Here is a 17,652-nt window from a genome sequence, read left to right as displayed (position 1 = left end):
GCCGCCAGGAGAGGCGGCCCTGATGACTCAAGGAACAGGAGACCAACATGCCCCTTTTCACCACCCTGCTGGCCATGCCTGACCGATTCCAGCAACTGCTCGACCAAGTGCCTGATGATCACCTGAACTGGGAGCCGGCCAACTGGGCCGGCATCCCCTCCGAGCGCTTCTCGGCCCTGGGCCACCTCTGCCACCTGCTGGACATCGAAACCCAAGGCTATCAGGTGCGCTTTGTGCGCACTCTGACGGAGACGCTGCCCGAGCTGGCGTCCCTCGATGGCTACCAGCTGGCCCAGGACAATGACTATCCCCAGCAAAACCCCGCCGTGCAGCTGGCCCGCTTTCGCGCCGCCCGCAGCGAGACGGTCGAGCGGCTTCAGGCGCTGCCCGCCTCGGCCTGGGCGCGGCGGGCCCGTTACGGCAACTATGGGGAGATCACCCTGGATGGGCTGGTGCGCCTGCTGGTCAGTCATGACCATCAGCACCTCGCCGGGATACAGTGGCTGCTGATGCGGCTCAATGCCGATCGGGGGCTGGGGCTGCCCCTGCGCTAAAGCGGGCCATGCCGATCCCGTGACGCGGCGTGGGCGCATGGCCGCGCTGTCCCACCAGAGGTCAGGGTTGGACGCAGGGCGCGCCAGAAGAGGAGTACCAAGCCGCCTTTGGCGGCAACCGCGCCCCGTCTCCATGGCGCGTTTCTTGGCATCGGGGGGCCAAGGCCGTATAGTGCTGGGCGTTTATCACTCAGGTCCCCCATTATGTTCCAAGACAATCCGCTGCTGGCCCAGCTCAAGCAACAAATCCGCGAGAATATCCCCAAGAAAGAGGGCGTGATCCGCGCCTCCGACCGGGGCTTCGGATTCCTCGAAGTCGATGAGAAGACCAGCTACTTCGTGCCGCCCCCCTACATGAAGAAAGTGCTGCACGGCGACCGCGTGGTCGCCCTGATCCGCACCGAAAAGGAGAAGGAGGTCGCCGAGCCGGATGAACTGCTGGAACCGGGGCTGACCCGTTTTGTGGCGCGCGTGAAGATGTTCCGCGATCGCCTCAACGTGGTGCCGGATCACCCGCTCATCAAGGACGCCATCAAGGCCCGTCCGAAGAAGGGGCTGGATGAGAAAGCGTTTCAGGAAGGGGACTGGGTGGTCGCCACCCTCAAGCGCCACGCCCTCAATGACAACGGCTTCTTCGCCGAGATCATCGAGAAGATCGCCGACAAGGACGACCACAACGTGCCCTGGTGGGTGGTGCTGGCGCGCCACAACCTGGCCCAGATCGAGCCGGCCGACCTGCCCGAGTGGCAGGATCTGGAAACCGATCTGCCGCGCCAGGATCTCACCGACGTCGCCTTCTTCACCATCGACGGCCCCAAGACCAAGGACATGGACGACGCCCTCGCCATCCGCGAAACCGAGCAGGGCTGGGAGCTGCTGGTGGCCATCGCCGACCCGACCGCCTATGTGCCGGAGGGGAGCGAGCTGGACAAGGAGGCCGCCCAGCGCGCCTTCACCGTCTACATGCCGGGGCGCAACGTGCCGATGATCCCGCGCACCCTCTCCGACGAGCTGTGCTCCCTGAAGGAGGGCGAAGTGCGCGACACCCTGTGTGCCCGCCTCACCATCCACAAAGATGGCCTGCTGGACGAGCAGACCGAGTTCTTCGCCGCCCGCATCCGCTCCCACGCTCGCCTCAACTATGACGACGTCTCCGATCTGTTCGAGCACGACAAGCCGCTCGACATAGACGCCGCCGTGCTGGCCCAGCTGCCGCTGATGAAGGCCATGACCGAGGCGCGCATCAGCTGGCGTACCGAGCACGCCCTGGTGTTCCCGGACCGACCCGACTACGACTTCGAGCTGGGTGAGAACGGCGAGGTGCTGGCCATCCACATGTCGCCGCGCCGCATCGCCAACCGCATGGTGGAAGAGTCGATGATCGCCGCCAACATCTGCGCCGGCCGAGTGCTGGGCAAGAGCGTCGGCTACGGCATCTTCAACGTTCACACCGGTTTCGATGAGGACTCCCTCGACGGCGCCATCGAGCTGCTCAAGGGGGCCGAGGCCCCGTTCGAGAAAGAAGAGATCGCCACCCTCGGGGGCTTCTGCGCCCTGCGCCGCTGGATCGACGACCTCGACACCCGCTGGCTGGACGGCAAGATCCGCCGCTTCCAGAGCTATGCCCTGATGTCGTCCGAGCCGGGAGCCCACTTCGGCCTGGGGCTGGATGCCTACGCCACCTGGACGTCGCCGATCCGCAAGTACGGCGACATGGTCAACCACCGCCTGCTCAAGGCGGTGATCACCGGCCAGCAGCCGGGGCCGCGCCCGAGCGAGGAGCTGACCCAGCACCTGACCGACTGCCGCCGCCTGCACCGCATGGTGGAGCGCGACATCGCCGACTGGCTCTATGCCCGCTTCCTGGCCCCTGTGGTGGCGACCGACAAGGTGTTTGAGGGCGAGATCATCGACGTGATGCGAGCCGGCCTCAAGGTGCGCCTGCGCGAGAACGGCGCCGTCGCCTTCGTGCCCGCCAAGCTGATCCTCGACAACAAGGATCGCCTGGAGTGCAACTGGGACAGCGGCCGCGTCTTCCTCGACAAGGAGCCGATCATGGAGCTGGGCCAGACCCTCGCCGTGAAGCTGGCCGAGGTGGTGGAGGAGACCCGCTCCATCGTCGCCAAGCCCGCCGTGGCCATCGTCCCCGGCCCGCTGCCCGAAGCGCCGGCCGCCGACACCCCGGCTGCCGAGTAATGCCCCACAGAGCCCGGCCAACGCCGGGCTCTCTGTTACTCCCCCCTCAGGCGAAGAGCCGATGCCCCTGCCGGCCGCTGCGCCGCTTCGGCTCACCACGTCGCGGCTAGCCCTATTCCTACACGCCCGTTTTATCCCCCCAATCCACTCGGCCATGCCCGCCCCTACACGCCTGTGTTATCCCCTCAATCCACTCGGCCATGCCCACCACACACTCGTGTTGCATACCCGGCGCCCACTCCACCATGCCCAGCCGCCCCCAAACGGCCCTTGCCCCCTTCCCGCTACCACAGCTACACTCGAAGCCAGCAACAATGAACGAACGTTCGCTCAAGTCTATGTATGCACACTGGGGCTGACACAAGGGCGCCGCCCTAGAGCGAAACCCAGAGCAAAACCCAGAGCGAAAACAGGAGCGCACATGGGCACAGCAGGCGTGAGAATGGCGCGACGGGCGCGGATCGTTGAGGCGGCACTGGCCTGCTTCGTCGAGAAGGGATTCCACCAGACCGGGATGCGCGACATCGCCGCCGCCGCGGGGGTGAGCCTTGGCAACCTCTACAACCACTTTCCGGGCAAGGAGGCGCTGATCTCGCTCATCGCCTCCCTCGAGGCCGAGGAGCTGACCCCCATGCTGGCGGCACTGCAAGAGGGGCCGGCACCGGCGGCCCTGGCCCGCTTCGCTCGCGACTATCTGGCCTGGGCCCGCCAGCCCGACAACCTGCTGCTCGGCACCGAGATCCTGGCCGAGCTGGCGCGCCGCCCCGAACTCGCCGCCCCGTTTGCCGCCCACCAGTTGCGCCTCGAGCAGGCGCTGGCCGACGCCATCACTCGCGGGCGGGCAGAGGGGGGCGTGCGCGTGGGCGCCGAGCCACTGCAACTGGCCCGCTGGCTGATCGACGCCATCGAGGGGCAGGCGCTGCGCGACACGCTCGGCATGGGGCGCGGCGATCTCGACGCCCTGCTCACTCATCTGCTGGGGGAAATCCGATGACAACGCGGCTCGAGGGTCTGGATCTGGCGCGGGCGCTGGCCCTGTGCGCCATGGTGCTGGTCAACTTCCACCTCGCCATGGGGGCGCCGCAAGGCCAGCCCGGCTGGCTCACCGCCCTGTTCAGCGCGCTGGAAGGGCGCTCGGCCGCCACCTTCGTGATGCTGGCCGGGGTTGGCCTCGGGCTCGGCACCCGCCGCATGGCCTGGGGCGCGGCGGCGGCCCACACGGCGCGGCGTGGCCTGTTCCTGCTGGGGCTCGGGCTGCTCAACGTGCTGCTGTTTCCGGCCGACATACTCCACTACTACGGGGTCTACTTCCTGCTCGCCGCCCTCTGCCTGCGCCTGCCTTCCTCCCTGCTGGTGATGCTGGCGATGGGGCTGGCCGATCTCTTCGTCACCCTGATCTTCCTGTTCGACTATCAGGCCGGCTGGCGCTGGGCGGATCTCAGCTACCCCGAGTTCTGGCAACCGGTGGGCTTTGCACGCAACCTGCTGTTCAACGGCTGGCACCCCGTGGTGCCCTGGTTTGCCTTCCTGCTGGCCGGCCTGTGGCTGAGCCGCCAGCCCCTCGGCGAGCGCCGCACCCAGTGGCGCATGGTGCTGGGGGGCTCGCTGGCCGCCCTGCTGGCCAAGGGGAGCTCGCTGACGCTCTCCGCCCTGTTTCCGGCCTGGATCTCCCTGTTTGCGCTGGCCCCCCTGCCGCCCTTACCGCTTTACCTGCTATTCGCCGGTGGCGCCGCCTGCGCCCTCATCGGCTTGTGCCTGCTGCTGATGGGAAGCGCCTGGCGCCCGCCAGCCTTAGGCCTGCTGCTGCCGATGGGGCGGCAGAGCCTCACCCTCTACATGGCCCACATCCTGCTCGGCATGGGCGCGCTGGAGGCGCTCGGCTGGTTACAGGGAAAAACGCCGTGGCAGGTGCTGCTGGCCGCCCTCCTCTATCTGCTGGCGGCCGCCCTGTTTGCCAGACAATGGGAGCGTCGCTTCGGTCGCGGTCCGCTCGAGCGGCTGATGCGTCGCCTCTGCGATCGCCGCACCGCGTCCCCCCTCCCGCAAAGGTGCGAGGATTGATGCAGCGCAATATGCTGCCTTAATTATCAGTAACTGGGACAATCATCCTGTTAAAAGCCGTAGTTATGCAGTAGAAATGGATAACGACCGGTTTTATTACCACAAGCTGCTACGCAAAACGGTCGCCATTCGTGACAGCCCCCGTTCGCGCCACTCCCCCGCCGCCCCCGTGGTGGTGTTCTCGGCCCGATGCGGGTAAAATTCACGCCCTTAAATCAAGTCATTTTCGACGCATAGCATTGGTGGTCAGTTATGAAAGAGCATATTCATCATCTACTTGAACAGACGGTTGCCAACCTCAAATCCGCCGGTCTGCTGCCGGCCGACCTGGAAGCCCGCATTCAAGTCGATCGATGCAAGGAGAAGGCTCACGGCGATCTGGCCACCAACCTGGCGATGCTGCTGGCCAAGCCGGCCGGCAAGAATCCCCGTGAGCTGGCTGCCGCCATCATCGAGCACCTGCCCGCCTCCAGCCAGGTTGCCAAGGTCGAGATCGCCGGCCCCGGCTTCATCAACTTCTTCTTCGACAAGGCCTGGCTGGCCGCCCAGGTGGATGCCATCAACGCCTCCGCTACCGCCAGCGTGAAGATGCCGGCGCCGCAGACCGTGGTGGTCGACTACTCCGCGCCGAACGTGGCCAAGGAGATGGCGGTGCACCACATCCGCTCGACCGTGCTCGGTGACGTGGCGACCCGCGCCCTTGAGTTCCTCGGTCACAAGGTAATCCGCGCCAACCACATCGGCGACTGGGGCACCCAGTTCGGCATGCTGATCGCCTACCTGGAGAAGATGGAGAACGAGAGCGCCTCCGACATGGAGTTGCAGGATCTGGAAGCCTTCTACACCCAGGCCAAGCGCTGCTACGACGAGGACGCCGAGTTCGCCGAGCGGGCCCGCGGCTACGTGGTCAAGCTGCAAGGGGGCGATGAGTACTGCCGCACCATGTGGAAGAAGCTGGTCGACATGACCATGGAGCAGAATCAGCGCAACTACGACCGCCTCAATGTCTCCCTGACCAGCAAGGACATCATGGGCGAGTCCATGTACAACGACATGCTGCCCGCCATTGCCGACGATCTGAAGGCACGCGGACTGGCGGTCGAGGACGACGGCGCCCTGGTGGTCTATCTCGACGAGTTCAAGAACAAGGATGGCGAGCCCATGGGCGTCATCATCCAAAAGCGCGACGGCGGCTTCCTCTACACCACCACCGACATCGCCTGTGCCAAGTACCGCTACGAGACCCTCAAGGCCGAGCGCGTCATGTACTTCATCGACTCCCGCCAGCACCAGCACCTGATGCAGGCCTGGACCATAGTGCGCAACGCCGGCTATGTCCCCGAGTCCGTGCCCCTCGAGCACCACGCCTTCGGCATGATGCTGGGCAAGGATGGCCGTCCCTACAAGACCCGCTCCGGCGGTACCGTCAAGCTCAAGGATCTGCTGAACGAAGCCGAGGAGCGCGCCGGCGCCCTGCTCGACAGCCGCAACAGCGACATCCAGGGCGAAGAGCGCGCCAAGGTGATCAACGCCATCGCCATGGGGGCGGTGAAGTATGCGGATCTCTCCAAGAACCGCACCACCGACTACGTGTTCGACTGGGATCTGATGCTGTCGTTTGAGGGCAACACCGCCCCCTACCTGCAATACGCCTACACCCGGATCCAGTCCATCTTCCGCAAGGCCGAGGTCGATGCGGCCACCCTCAGCGGCCACATCGTCCTGACCGAAGAGGCCGAAGAGGTGCTGGCGCAGAAGCTGCTCCAGTTCAGCGATGCGGTCAACGGCGTGGCCGACAAGGGGATGCCGCACCTGCTGTGTACCTACCTGTACGAGCTGTCCGGCAACTTTATGACCTTCTACGAAGCCTGCCCGATCAACAAGGATGGCGTCGACGAGGCCAGCCGCCAGAGCCGTCTGCTGCTGTGCGCCGCCACCGCCAAGGTGCTCAAGCTGGGTCTCGATGTGCTGGGTATCCACACCCTGGAGCGCATGTAACCTATGGCGACACGGGATTATGTCGGCAGCGGCCCGCGCAGGCGGGCCGGTGGGCGTAACAGCAAGCGGGCGGCCCCCAAGCGCGGCTTCCCGCTGATCCCGGTTCTGGCGGCCGCCGTGCTGCTGGCCGGCTTCGGTGGCTTCCTCTACATGATCAGCGGCAAAGGCAGCTCCAGCCCCTCCATCGAGGAGCAGGTGCGCGCCAACAAGCCCAAGCCCGAAAAGCCGGGGCTGCCGCAGGAGAAGTGGAGCTACATGGAGCGGCTGGAGAACAAGCAGGTCGACATCATCGAGCCGCCGCCCCAGCCGGGCGTGCTGCCGCCGCAGCCGGCCGAGACCGTGACCCTGCAACCCGAGCGGCTGCCCAAGCCGGTCGAGACCCAGGTGCCACAACCGGGCACCCCGCTGACCCAACCCGGCCAGACGGTGCGTCCGGTCGAGCCGGCCAAGCCCACGGTCAAGCCGGGCAGCGCCGCACCGGTGAGCGAGGCGCAGGTGCAGGTGATCGATCGCAAGGCCGAGCGTGAGCGTCTCGAGCGCGAGATGCGGGCCGAGCTGGAGCGCGAGAAGGCCGAGAAAGCCAAGGCCGCCGCGGCCAGCGCCGACAGCGGGCGCTACATCATGCAGTGTGCGGCGCTGCGCTCGCAGGACTCTGCCGAGTCGCTCAAGGCGCGCATCGCCTTCACCGCCGGCCTCTCGTCGAGCTTGCAGATCGTCAACGGCGCCAATGGCACCGTCTACAAGGTGGTGGTCGGCCCGTTCAACGGCAAGGCGGCCGCCGACGCGGCCAACAAGCAGTTGCAGGCCTCCGGCATCAGCGGCTGCATCCCGCGCAAACAGTAATCCCGTGACCAACGCCGGCGCTGCCGGCGTTTTTTTTTGCCTTGAAAAGGCTGCCACCCGTCCCCACTTCTGTCTCCATGCACAGTCGACCCCGCTGCTCCGGGGTTATGGCCCCAAGCGAGGTACAGCAAGTGACCACCATAGTTTCAGTTCGCCGCAACGGTCAGGTCGTCATCGGTGGCGATGGCCAGGTTTCCCTTGGCAACACCGTCATGAAGGGCAATGCCCGCAAGGTACACCGCCTCTACAACGGCAAGGTGCTGGCTGGGTTTGCCGGTGGCACCGCCGACGCCTTCACCCTGCTCGAGCGTTTCGAAGCCAAGCTGCAAGCCCATCAGGGCAACCTGGAGCGCGCCGCCGTGGCGCTGGCCAAGGAGTGGCGCACCGACCGCGCCCTGCGCCGCCTCGAGGCGCTGCTGGCGGTCGCCGACGAGCACAAGTCCTTCATCATCACCGGCAACGGTGACGTGGTGCAGCCGGAGCACGACCTGATCGCCATCGGCTCGGGCGGCAACTTTGCCCAGTCCGCCGCCATCGCCCTGCTCGAGAACACCGAACTCGATGCCAAGAGCATCGTCGAGAAGGCGCTCAAGATCGCCGGCGACATCTGCGTCTTCACCAACCAGCACCACACCATCGAAGTGCTGGACTACGAGCCGAAATAAGCGCTCCCCTCTTCTGCGGGGCGGCCGTGCCGCCCCCGACACAGGAACCCCATCATGTCCGAGATGACCCCGAGAGAAATCGTCCACGAACTGGACAGACACATCATCGGCCAGGCCGACGCCAAGCGCGCCGTGGCCGTGGCGCTGCGCAACCGCTGGCGCCGCATGCAGCTCGATGAGGCGATGCGCCACGAGGTGACCCCGAAAAACATCCTGATGATAGGCCCGACCGGCGTGGGCAAGACCGAGATCGCCCGCCGTCTGGCCAAGCTGGCCAACGCCCCCTTCATCAAGGTTGAAGCCACCAAGTTCACCGAGGTGGGCTATGTGGGCAAGGAGGTGGACAGCATCATCCGCGATCTGACCGACGCCGCCATCAAGCTGGTGCGCGAGAGCGAGGTCGAGAAGATGAAGTTCCGCGCCGAGGAGGCCGCCGAGGAGCGCGTCCTCGACGCCCTGCTGCCCAACCCGCGCAACAGCTGGGGCGAGGAGGAGAAGGCCGACAACTCCAACACCCGCCAGATCTTCCGCAAGAAGCTGCGCGAAGGGCAGCTCGATGACAAGGAGATCGAGCTGGATCTGGCCGCCTCCCCGATGGGGGTCGAGATCATGACCCCGCCGGGCATGGAGGAGATGGCCAACCAGTTGCAAGGGCTGTTCCAGAACCTGGGGCAGGGCCAGAAGAAGAAGCGCAAGCTCAAGGTCAAGGAGGCTCTCAAGGCCCTGACCGAGGAGGAGGCCGCCAAGCTGGTCAACCCCGAGGAGCTCAAGCAGAAGGCCATCGAAGTGGTCGAGAACAACGGCATCGTCTTCATCGACGAGATCGACAAGATCTGCAAGCGGGGTGAGGTCTCCGGCCCCGACGTCTCCCGCGAGGGGGTGCAGCGCGACCTGCTGCCGCTCATCGAAGGGTGCACCGTCAACACCAAGCACGGCATGGTCAAGACCGACCACATCCTGTTCATCGCCTCCGGCGCTTTCCAGGTGGCCCGTCCGTCCGATCTCATCCCCGAGCTGCAAGGTCGTCTGCCGATCCGTGTTGAACTCGGCGCCCTCAGCACCGAGGACTTCGAGCGCATCCTGACCGAGCCGAACGCCTCCCTGACCGATCAGTACCAGGCGCTGATGGCCACCGAAGGGGTCACCATCGCCTTCACCGCCGACGGCATCCGCCGGCTGGCCGAGGCGGCCTGGCAGGTCAACGAGCGCACCGAGAACATCGGTGCCCGCCGCCTGCACACCGTGATGGAGCGGCTGATGGAGGAGATCTCCTATGACGCCTCCGAGAAGTCGGGCCAGACCTTCACCATCGACGCCGCCTACGTCAACGCCCACCTCGGCACCCTGATCGAGGACGAGGATCTGAGCCGCTTCATCCTCTAAGCGCCCATTACGCCGAAACCGAACGCCTCCCTTCGCGGAGGCGTTTTTTTATGGCCGCACGGCACGCCGGAATGGGCCACTGGTATACCTATTTAGGTATATCATTGAATTTTATAAAATTACCCCTGACGAGATATATAAATGGACACTTGATTTGCATCAATCGTGACCAGTGCGCCACTCGGTAGCCTTGCCCCAACTGTGATGTTTTATTACTCCAACTTGAGGCAACCATGAGCAAAATCAGACTGGTCGTCGTGGGCAACGGCATGGTGGGGCACCGCTTCATCGAAGAGCTGATCGAACGTGGCGGCGGCGACCGCTTCGAGATCACCGTCTTCGGTGCAGAGCCCCGTCCCGCCTATGACCGCGTCCACCTCTCCTCCTATTTCTCCCACCATACAAGCGAAGATCTCTCCCTGGTCAAACCGGGTTTCTACGAGAAGCACGGCATCCGTCTGCTGCTCGGCGAAGCGGTGAAAAAAATCGACAGGGAGCGACGCGAGATCCACTCCAACAAGGAGAGCGTCGTCCCCTACGACCAGCTGGTGCTGGCCACCGGCTCCTACCCCTGGGTGCCGCCCATCCAGGGCAGCCAGCACCACGAGTGCTTCGTCTACCGCACCATCGAGGATCTCAAGGCGATCCGTGACGCGGCCAAAGAGGGCAAGAGCGGCGTGGTGATCGGCGGCGGCCTGCTTGGCCTTGAAGCCGCCGGCGCCCTCAAGGCGCTCGGTCTCGAGACCCATGTGGTGGAGTTCGCCCCCGTATTGATGGCCGAGCAGCTCGACGGCCAGGGCGGCCAGCTGCTGCGCCGCAAGATTGAGTCGATGGGCGTGCAGGTACACACCAGCAAGAACACCCGCGAGATCCTGATGCACGGCGGCAAGGAGGCCAAACACCGCCTCGCCTTTGCCGACGGCACCCAGCTCGAGGTGGACGTGGTGGTCTTCTCTACCGGTATCCGCCCGCAAGATACCCTGGGCCGCTACGGGGATCTGGCGGTGGCCGAGCGCGGCGGCATCATCATCGATGACCACTGCCGCACCTCCGACCCCGACATCTACGCCATCGGCGAGTGTGCCTCTTGGCAGGGCCGCTTCTTCGGTCTGGTGGCCCCCGGCTACAAGATGGCCCAGGTAGCGGTCGATCAACTGCTCGGTGGCGACAACCAGTTTGCCGGCGCCGACATGAGCGCCAAGCTCAAGCTGCTCGGCGTCTCGGTCGGCTCCATCGGTGATGCCCATGGCCGCACACCGGGCAGCCACAGCTATGTGTTTCAGGATGACCAAGCTGGCGTCTACAAGAAGATCGTGGTGAGCGAAGACAACCGCTGCCTGCTCGGCGCCGTGCTGGTGGGGGATGTGGACGATTACGGCAACCTGTTGCAGATGATGCTCAATGCCCTGCCGCTGCCGGAGCACCCGGACGCGCTGATCTTACCTGCCTACGCTGGTGCCAAGCCGACCCTGGGGGTCGATGCCCTGCCCGAAAGCGCCCAGATCTGCTCCTGCTTCGACGTCTCCAAGGGCGACATCGCCAAGGCCGTGGCCGACGGCCACACCACCCTGGCCGCCATCAAGCAGCACACCGGCGCCGGCACCGGCTGCGGCGGCTGCGTGCCGCTCATCAGCCAGGTGCTCAACGCCGAGCTGGCCAAGCAGGGCATCGAGGTGAACCACCACCTATGCGAGCACTTCCCCCATTCGCGCCAGGAGCTGCTGCATCTGGTGAAAGTCGAGGGGATCAAGAGCTTTGACGAGCTGATCGCCAAGCACGGCAAGGGACACGGCTGCGAGGTGTGCAAGCCGACGGTCGGCTCCATTCTCGCCTCCTGCTGGAACGAATATGTGCTGAGCCCGCTGCACACCCCGCTGCAAGACACCAACGACATCTTCCTCGGCAACATGCAAAAGGACGGCACCTATTCGGTGATCCCGCGCATGGCCGGTGGCGAGGTGACCCCACAAGCGCTGCTGGCGCTGGCCGAGGTGGCCCGCGACTTCAAGCTCTATACCAAGGTGACCGGTGCCCAGCGTATCGGCCTGTTTGGCGCTCACAAAGGGGATCTCCCCGCCATCTGGACCCGTCTGCTGGCCGCCGGCTTCGAGACCGGTCAGGCCTATGCCAAGGCGCTGCGCATGGTCAAGACCTGCGTCGGCAGCACCTGGTGCCGCTTCGGCGTGCAGGACAGCGTCGGCCTCGGGGTCTACCTCGAGAACCGCTACAAGGGCATCCGCACCCCGCACAAGATGAAGTTCGGTGTCTCCGGCTGCACCCGTGAGTGTGCCGAGGCCCAGGGCAAGGACATCGGCATCATCGCCACCGATGCCGGCTGGAACCTCTATCTGGGCGGTAACGGCGGCATGAAGCCGCGCCACGCCGAGCTGCTGGCTGCCGATCTCGACCGGGAGACCCTGCTCAAGTACATCGACCGCTTCATGATGTTCTACGTGCGCAGCGCCGACAAACTCGAGCGCACCGCCACTTGGATCGGCAACCTGGAGGGGGGCATCGACTACCTGCGCGAGGTGATCATCGACGACAAGCTGGGCCTGGCCGAGCAGCTCGAAGCCGACATGCAGCAGCTCATCGCCAGCTACGAGTGCGAGTGGTCGCGCACCCTCTCCGATGCAGAGGCCTTGAAGCGCTTCGCCCACTTCATCAACAGCGATCGCCGCGACCCCGAGGTGCAGTTCGTCAATGAGCGCGACCAGCACCGACCGGCCACCCCGGCCGAGCGCATCCCCGTTTACCAGATCGACATGGAGGCCTGAGCATGCACCTTGCCTGTCAACTCGACGACATACTGCCGGGTACCGGCGTCTGCGCCCTGATCGAAGGGCGCCAGGTGGCCATTTTCCGGCCAACCGCAGAGGAGCAACTGTTTGCCATCGGCAACCAGGACCCCTTCTACCAGGCCAACGTGCTGTCGCGCGGCCTCATCGGCGAGCACGAGGGGGAGTTCTGGGTCGCCAGCCCCCTCAAGAAGCAGCGCTTTCGCCTGTGCGATGGCCTCTGCCTCGACAACCCCGCCATCTCGGTGCCCAGCTACCCGGTAGCCCTGCGCGGCCGTGAAGTATGGATCGGCCTCTGATTTTCACGCTGTGGGCTGCCCTCGGGCAGCCCTGTTAAGGACGCAAACAATGTACACAGACACCATCAACAAGTGCGCCGCCAACGCGGCCCGCATCAACCGCTTCGAGCGCAGCGACAAGCTCGGCTTCTGGCTCAGCTCCGCCATGGCCGGCGCCTATGTGGGCCTTGGCATCATCCTCATCTTCACCCTCGGCAACCTGGTTGACCCCAGCGTGCGCCCGCTAGTGATGGGGGCCACCTTCGGCATCGCCCTGACCCTGGTCATCATCGCCGGCTCCGAGCTGTTCACCGGCCACACCATGTTCCTCACCTTCGGGGTGAAAGCGGGCAAGATTGCCATGGGCGACCTGCTGCGCATCCTGCCGCAGACCTGGGCCGGCAACCTGCTCGGCTCCATCTTCGTGGCGCTGATCTACTCCTACGGCGGCAGCCTGCTGCCAGACGCGGGCAGCCTGGCCCACAAGGTGGCGCTGGCCAAGACCCAGGCGCCGGCCCTGACCCTGTTCATGAAGGGTGTGCTGTGCAACTGGCTGGTCTGCCTCGCCATCTGGATGGCGCTGCGCACCGAAGGCGCGGCCAAGTTCATCGCCATCTGGTGGTGCCTGCTGGCCTTCATCGCCTCCGGTTACGAACACTCGGTCGCCAACATGACCCTGTTCGCCCTCTCCTGGTTCGGCAACCACTCAGAGGCCTACACCCTGGGCGGCATCGGTTACAACCTGCTGTGGGTGACCCTCGGCAACACCGTCTCCGGCGCTCTCTTCATGGGGCTGGGCTACTGGTATGCCACGCCGAAGGCGGAGCGCCCGGTCGCGGTGAGCGACGCCGTCACCACTGTCAGCCAGACCCACACCGCCTGATCCGGAGGCCCCATGGACTACTTGCCCCTCTTTTGCCGACTCGATAACAAACCCGTGCTGCTGGTCGGCGGCGGCGAGGTAGCCGAGCGCAAGGCGCGCCTGCTGCTGGATGCCGGTGCCCAGCTCACCGTGGTGGCGCCCGAGATCGACCCCGAGCTGGCGAAGCTCGCGGCCGACGGCGCCATTGAGTGGCTGGCCGGCGAATTCGCGCCGGCGCACCTAGCGGGCAAGTGGCTGGTGGTGGCCGCCACCGATCGGCGCGAGGTGAACGCCCTGGTCTACCAGAGCGCCAATCAGGCGCGGATCTTTGCCAACGTGGTGGACGACCCGAAACGCTCCAGCTTCATCATGCCGTCCATCATCGATCGCTCGCCCCTGATGGTGGCCATCTCCTCCGGCGGCAAGGCCCCGGTGCTGGCCCGGCTGCTGCGCGAAAAACTCGAAGCCATGCTGCCGCAACATCTGGGCGCCGTGGCGGCCTTTGCCGGCAGCCTGCGCGCTAGGGTCAAGGCCCGCTTTGCCAGCATGAGCGAGCGGCGCCGCTTCTGGGAGCGGCTGCTCGGGGCGGATCGCCTCGGGCAGGCGCTGGCACGGGGCGATAGCGCCTCTGCCAATCAGCTGGCCGATAGCCTGTTTGCCGAGGAGAGCCAGAGCGCTGGCGAAGTGGTGCTGGTGGGGGCAGGCCCCGGCGATCCGGGCCTGCTCACCTTGCACGCCCTGCGCCAGATGCAGCAGGCCGACGTGGTGGTCTATGACCGGCTGGTCTCGGACGAGGTGATGGCGCTGGTGCGCCGCGACGCCAAACGCATCTTCGTCGGCAAGCAGGCGGGCAACCACTGCGTGCCGCAGCAGGGGATCAACCAACTTTTGCTGGAGGAGGCGAAAAAGGGGCAGCGAGTGGTGCGCCTCAAGGGGGGTGACCCCTTTATCTTCGGCCGCGGCGGCGAGGAGCTGGAGACGCTGGTGGGTAGCGGTATCGGCTTTCAGGTGGTGCCGGGGATCACGGCGGCCAGCGGCTGCGCGGCCTACGCCGGCATTCCGCTGACCCACAGGGATCACGCCCAGAGCGTGCGTTTCGTCACCGCCCACGGCAAGGGGGGCGCCCAGGATCTCGACTGGCCACTGCTGGCCAGAGACAAACAGACCCTGGTGTTCTATATGGGGCTTTCATCTTGCGCCACCATTCGCGAGCAGTTGCTGGCCCATGGCAAGGGGGGCAACACCCCGGTGGCGCTGATCGAGCGCGGCACCCAGCCCAGCCAGCGGGTCATTCGCGGCACCCTCGATGAGCTGCCCGCGCTGGCACAAGGCGTCGAGAGCCCAGCCCTTATCATGGTGGGCTCGGTGGTGACCCTGGCCGACCAGCTCGTCTGGTTCGGTACCGCCCCCACCCCGCTGCAAGCCCGCGCCTGATCCCTCACAGCGCCTCATTGAGGCGCTTTTTTCTCTTGTCACCTCGACCGCTGACCGAGCACCGACATACGACCGGCATCGACTCGTTCACGTGCGGACTGTCATAACATGGGCGCGTCGGTCTGGTATCCTATGGCCTATCTTCAGAGTCCAGTCGCATTCAGGAACACCTCTTCTATGTCTCTCACCATCCGCAACGGCGCCAAGCAACGCGAGCAGGATCGCTATCGCATCCTGACCATGCTGCTGGCCGACGACGATCTCACCGACAGCCTGCGCGACGCCGATGCGCCGCTCGATGCGGTGCTGCGCGAGCGGGCCAGCGAGATTGCCACCCTGGTCAACCGCCTGCCGGCGGCCGACATCGCCGATGCGGTGGAGTCACTGCCCCCCGATGAGCGCCACGCCCTGTGGGCACTGGTTGACCCGGACAAGCGGGCGCGGGTGCTGGTCGAGGCCTCCGAGACGGTGTGGGAGAGCCTCATCAGCGACATGAGCGACAAGGAGCTGTTGCAGGCGCTGGCAACCCTCGACATCGACGATCAGATCTATCTGGGCCAGTCGCTGCCACGCAACCTGATGGGACGCCTGCTCACCACCATGGCGCCATCGGATCGGGAGCGGGTGCGCGAGGTGATCCGCTACGGCAAGCATTCGGTCGGCGCCATGATGGACTTCGATCTGGTGACGGTGCGCCCCGATGTCTCGCTCGGCACGGTGCAGCGCTACCTGCGCCGACGCGGCAACATGCCGGCCAACACCGACAAGCTGTTTGTCACCGATCGCCGCAACCGCCTGCTCGGTGAGCTGACGCTGGCCACCATACTGCTGCACCAGCCACACACCCGGGTCGATCTGGTAATGGAGCACAATCCGGTCACCTTCGATCCGGAAGAGAACGACGAGGCGGCCGCCCGCACCTTCGAGCGGGACAACCTGCTGTCGGCCGCCGTGGTGGATGCCAAGGGTAAGCTGATGGGCCGCCTCACGGTCGAAGAGGTGGTCGACCTGGTCTATGAAGAGAGCGACACCGACCTGCGCCGCATGGGCGGCCTGAGCGAAGAAGAAGATGTCTATGCACCGGTTGGGCAGGCGGTGCGCCGCCGCTGGGCCTGGCTGGCCATCAACCTGTGTACGGCGTTTGTCGCCTCGCGAGTGATCGGGATGTTTGAGAACACCATCTCGCAACTGGTGGCGCTGGCGGCCCTGATGCCGATCGTCGCCGGCATCGGTGGCAACACCGGCAACCAGACCATCACCATGATAGTGCGCGCCCTGGCGTTGCAGCAGATCCAAAGCGGCAGCCTCTCCTTCCTGCTGCTGCGCGAGCTGGGCGTCGCCTTCATCAATGGCCTCATTTGGGGGGGGATCATGGGGCTGGTCACCTTCCTGCTCTATCAGGATCTGGCGCTCGGCGCCGTGATGACCTTGGCCATGATGCTCAACCTGCTGGTGGCGGCACTGATGGGGGTCATCATCCCCATGGCCATGAACCGCCTCGGCCGCGATCCGGCCCTCGGCTCCAGCGTGATGATCACCGCCATCACCGACACCGGCGGCTTTTTCATCTTCCTGGGGCTGGCCACGGTGTTTTTGCTGTAGCGGGCGGGGAGCGTAGTCGCCATCATGGTGACAGCCCTCTCATCGCGGCCAGGCCAAGACACAAGTGAACTGACGATGTTTTACATTATCTTGACGCACAGGGGTGCACTCAAGATAATCCCGCGTTCAATCATGAAGCAATGGGTGGTTTATGCTGGATGTCAGTGTCCTGATTTGTACTTATAACCGGGAAGCGATGCTGGTTGATACCATCCGTGATGTGCTCAATCAGACCTACCCCTCTTTCGAGGTGATCGTGGTCGATCAGACCGCCACCCATCTGCCGGAAACCCAGGCCTATTTGGCATCGGTACAAGATCGCATCAAGTTGTTTCACCAAGCCCCCAGTCTTACCAAGGCCAGAAACCGGGCCCTGCGCGAGGCAGCGGGCCGCATTCTGATCTTTATCGATGACGATGTCCGCCTCTCGACCCACTTCATCCAGGAGCACGTCAACGCCCATCAGGCCGGCTATACCGTGGTGCAGGGCCGCGTCGTGGTCAGCAAGGATGCCGATAAGCGTCCAGCTCAAACACCGCCATTCATGAACGGGATGATCAAGGTCACAGGACGCAACGACTGCCAACACAAGGGGACGACCAATACGTTGACCGGATGCAACTTCAGCATCGAACAGGGGGTTGTAGAGCGGGTAGGCTATTTCGATGAGTACTTTCAGCAGTTAGCTATCAGGGAAGACGCCGATTATGGCCTGCGCTGCTATCGGGCTGGCGAGAAGATGATCTTCTGGCCCCAGGCCGAGCTGGAACACCTGCGCAGCGACACTGGTGGCGTCGACACCGGCATCGCCAATCACTTTTTTGCCGAGAGCTACTACCGCAACGAGCTCTATTTTGCCCACAAGCACTTCTCCCGTTTCGTGGTCTGGCTCTACCAGTGGCGCCTAAAACGGCGCTTCAGCAAAAACCTGAAACGCTTGCAACGCAGCCTCCACCCTTGACTCAAACAACCACCGGC

14 protein-coding genes are annotated in these 17,652 nt (G+C 64.9%); all 14 read left to right on the top strand.

The annotated features are described in order from the left end of the window. Positions 1-47: 47 nt before the first annotated feature. The 14 genes from BN1134_RS14380 to BN1134_RS14315 all read left to right on the top strand — a co-directional run bounded on the left by BN1134_RS14380 (position 48) and on the right by BN1134_RS14315 (position 17,635). Positions 48-554, top strand: coding sequence for a DinB family protein (locus BN1134_RS14380; protein WP_042048060.1), 507 nt, complete (start codon positions 48-50; stop codon positions 552-554). A 204-nt stretch (positions 555-758) separates the two neighbouring features. Next, positions 759-2,750, top strand: a complete 1,992-nt coding sequence (locus BN1134_RS14375) for an exoribonuclease II (RefSeq protein ID WP_042048059.1) — start codon at positions 759-761, stop codon at positions 2,748-2,750. 421 nt (positions 2,751-3,171) lie between these two features. Next, entirely contained in the window at positions 3,172-3,744 is a 573-nt protein-coding gene (locus BN1134_RS14370; RefSeq protein ID WP_042048058.1) for a TetR/AcrR family transcriptional regulator, read from the top strand. Next, positions 3,741-4,811 (top strand): heparan-alpha-glucosaminide N-acetyltransferase domain-containing protein, encoded by a 1,071-nt coding sequence (locus tag BN1134_RS14365; protein ID WP_042048057.1) that lies wholly within the window; start codon positions 3,741-3,743, stop codon positions 4,809-4,811. The genes BN1134_RS14370 and BN1134_RS14365 overlap by 4 nt, the downstream gene beginning before the upstream one ends. A gap of 252 nt (positions 4,812-5,063) precedes the next feature. Next, complete coding sequence (argS, locus tag BN1134_RS14360; RefSeq protein WP_042048056.1) at positions 5,064-6,809, top strand: arginine--tRNA ligase; 1,746 nt, start codon at positions 5,064-5,066, stop codon at positions 6,807-6,809. A 3-nt stretch (positions 6,810-6,812) separates the two neighbouring features. Then, positions 6,813-7,652: an SPOR domain-containing protein gene (locus BN1134_RS14355; RefSeq protein ID WP_042048055.1), complete on the top strand. Its 840-nt coding sequence runs from the start codon at positions 6,813-6,815 to the stop codon at positions 7,650-7,652. A gap of 131 nt (positions 7,653-7,783) precedes the next feature. Beyond that, entirely contained in the window at positions 7,784-8,317 is a 534-nt protein-coding gene (gene hslV, locus BN1134_RS14350) for an ATP-dependent protease subunit HslV (protein WP_042048054.1), read from the top strand. A 54-nt stretch (positions 8,318-8,371) separates the two neighbouring features. Further along, complete coding sequence (gene hslU, locus BN1134_RS14345) at positions 8,372-9,700, top strand: HslU--HslV peptidase ATPase subunit (RefSeq protein ID WP_042048052.1); 1,329 nt, start codon at positions 8,372-8,374, stop codon at positions 9,698-9,700. A 233-nt stretch (positions 9,701-9,933) separates the two neighbouring features. After that, complete coding sequence (gene nirB, locus BN1134_RS14340) at positions 9,934-12,477, top strand: nitrite reductase large subunit NirB (protein WP_042048050.1); 2,544 nt, start codon at positions 9,934-9,936, stop codon at positions 12,475-12,477. Positions 12,478-12,479: 2 nt separating this feature from the next. Next, positions 12,480-12,797, top strand: coding sequence for a nitrite reductase small subunit NirD (nirD, locus tag BN1134_RS14335; protein ID WP_042048049.1), 318 nt, complete (start codon positions 12,480-12,482; stop codon positions 12,795-12,797). A gap of 49 nt (positions 12,798-12,846) precedes the next feature. Beyond that, a complete protein-coding gene (gene nirC, locus BN1134_RS14330; protein WP_042048048.1) occupies positions 12,847-13,659 on the top strand; it encodes a nitrite transporter NirC in 813 nt (270 codons plus the stop codon). 12 nt (positions 13,660-13,671) lie between these two features. Continuing rightward, positions 13,672-15,072, top strand: a complete 1,401-nt coding sequence (gene cysG, locus BN1134_RS14325) for a siroheme synthase CysG (protein WP_042048047.1) — start codon at positions 13,672-13,674, stop codon at positions 15,070-15,072. Positions 15,073-15,249: 177 nt separating this feature from the next. After that, positions 15,250-16,674, top strand: coding sequence for a magnesium transporter (gene mgtE, locus BN1134_RS14320; protein WP_042048046.1), 1,425 nt, complete (start codon positions 15,250-15,252; stop codon positions 16,672-16,674). 151 nt (positions 16,675-16,825) lie between these two features. Next, positions 16,826-17,635, top strand: coding sequence for a glycosyltransferase family 2 protein (locus BN1134_RS14315; protein WP_052449503.1), 810 nt, complete (start codon positions 16,826-16,828; stop codon positions 17,633-17,635). The last annotated feature ends 17 nt before the right edge of the window (positions 17,636-17,652 follow it).

Source organism: Aeromonas simiae, assembly GCF_000820125.1.
Taxonomy (GTDB): Bacteria; Pseudomonadota; Gammaproteobacteria; order Enterobacterales; family Aeromonadaceae; genus Aeromonas; species Aeromonas simiae.
This window is presented reverse-complemented; position numbering and strand designations above follow the sequence as displayed.

What these genes read in the sequence shown, in the direction of transcription:
- BN1134_RS14380 (WP_042048060.1), top strand. Translation starts at nt 48, where the DNA reads ATGCCCCTTTTCACCACCCTGCTGGCCATGCCTGACCGATTCCAGCAA.
- BN1134_RS14375 (WP_042048059.1), top strand. Translation starts at nt 759, where the DNA reads ATGTTCCAAGACAATCCGCTGCTGGCCCAGCTCAAGCAACAAATCCGC.
- BN1134_RS14370 (WP_042048058.1), top strand. Translation starts at nt 3,172, where the DNA reads ATGGGCACAGCAGGCGTGAGAATGGCGCGACGGGCGCGGATCGTTGAG.
- BN1134_RS14365 (WP_042048057.1), top strand. Translation starts at nt 3,741, where the DNA reads ATGACAACGCGGCTCGAGGGTCTGGATCTGGCGCGGGCGCTGGCCCTG.
- argS (WP_042048056.1), top strand. Translation starts at nt 5,064, where the DNA reads ATGAAAGAGCATATTCATCATCTACTTGAACAGACGGTTGCCAACCTC.
- BN1134_RS14355 (WP_042048055.1), top strand. Translation starts at nt 6,813, where the DNA reads ATGGCGACACGGGATTATGTCGGCAGCGGCCCGCGCAGGCGGGCCGGT.
- hslU (WP_042048052.1), top strand. Translation starts at nt 8,372, where the DNA reads ATGTCCGAGATGACCCCGAGAGAAATCGTCCACGAACTGGACAGACAC.
- nirB (WP_042048050.1), top strand. Translation starts at nt 9,934, where the DNA reads ATGAGCAAAATCAGACTGGTCGTCGTGGGCAACGGCATGGTGGGGCAC.
- nirD (WP_042048049.1), top strand. Translation starts at nt 12,480, where the DNA reads ATGCACCTTGCCTGTCAACTCGACGACATACTGCCGGGTACCGGCGTC.
- nirC (WP_042048048.1), top strand. Translation starts at nt 12,847, where the DNA reads ATGTACACAGACACCATCAACAAGTGCGCCGCCAACGCGGCCCGCATC.
- cysG (WP_042048047.1), top strand. Translation starts at nt 13,672, where the DNA reads ATGGACTACTTGCCCCTCTTTTGCCGACTCGATAACAAACCCGTGCTG.
- mgtE (WP_042048046.1), top strand. Translation starts at nt 15,250, where the DNA reads ATGTCTCTCACCATCCGCAACGGCGCCAAGCAACGCGAGCAGGATCGC.
- BN1134_RS14315 (WP_052449503.1), top strand. Translation starts at nt 16,826, where the DNA reads ATGCTGGATGTCAGTGTCCTGATTTGTACTTATAACCGGGAAGCGATG.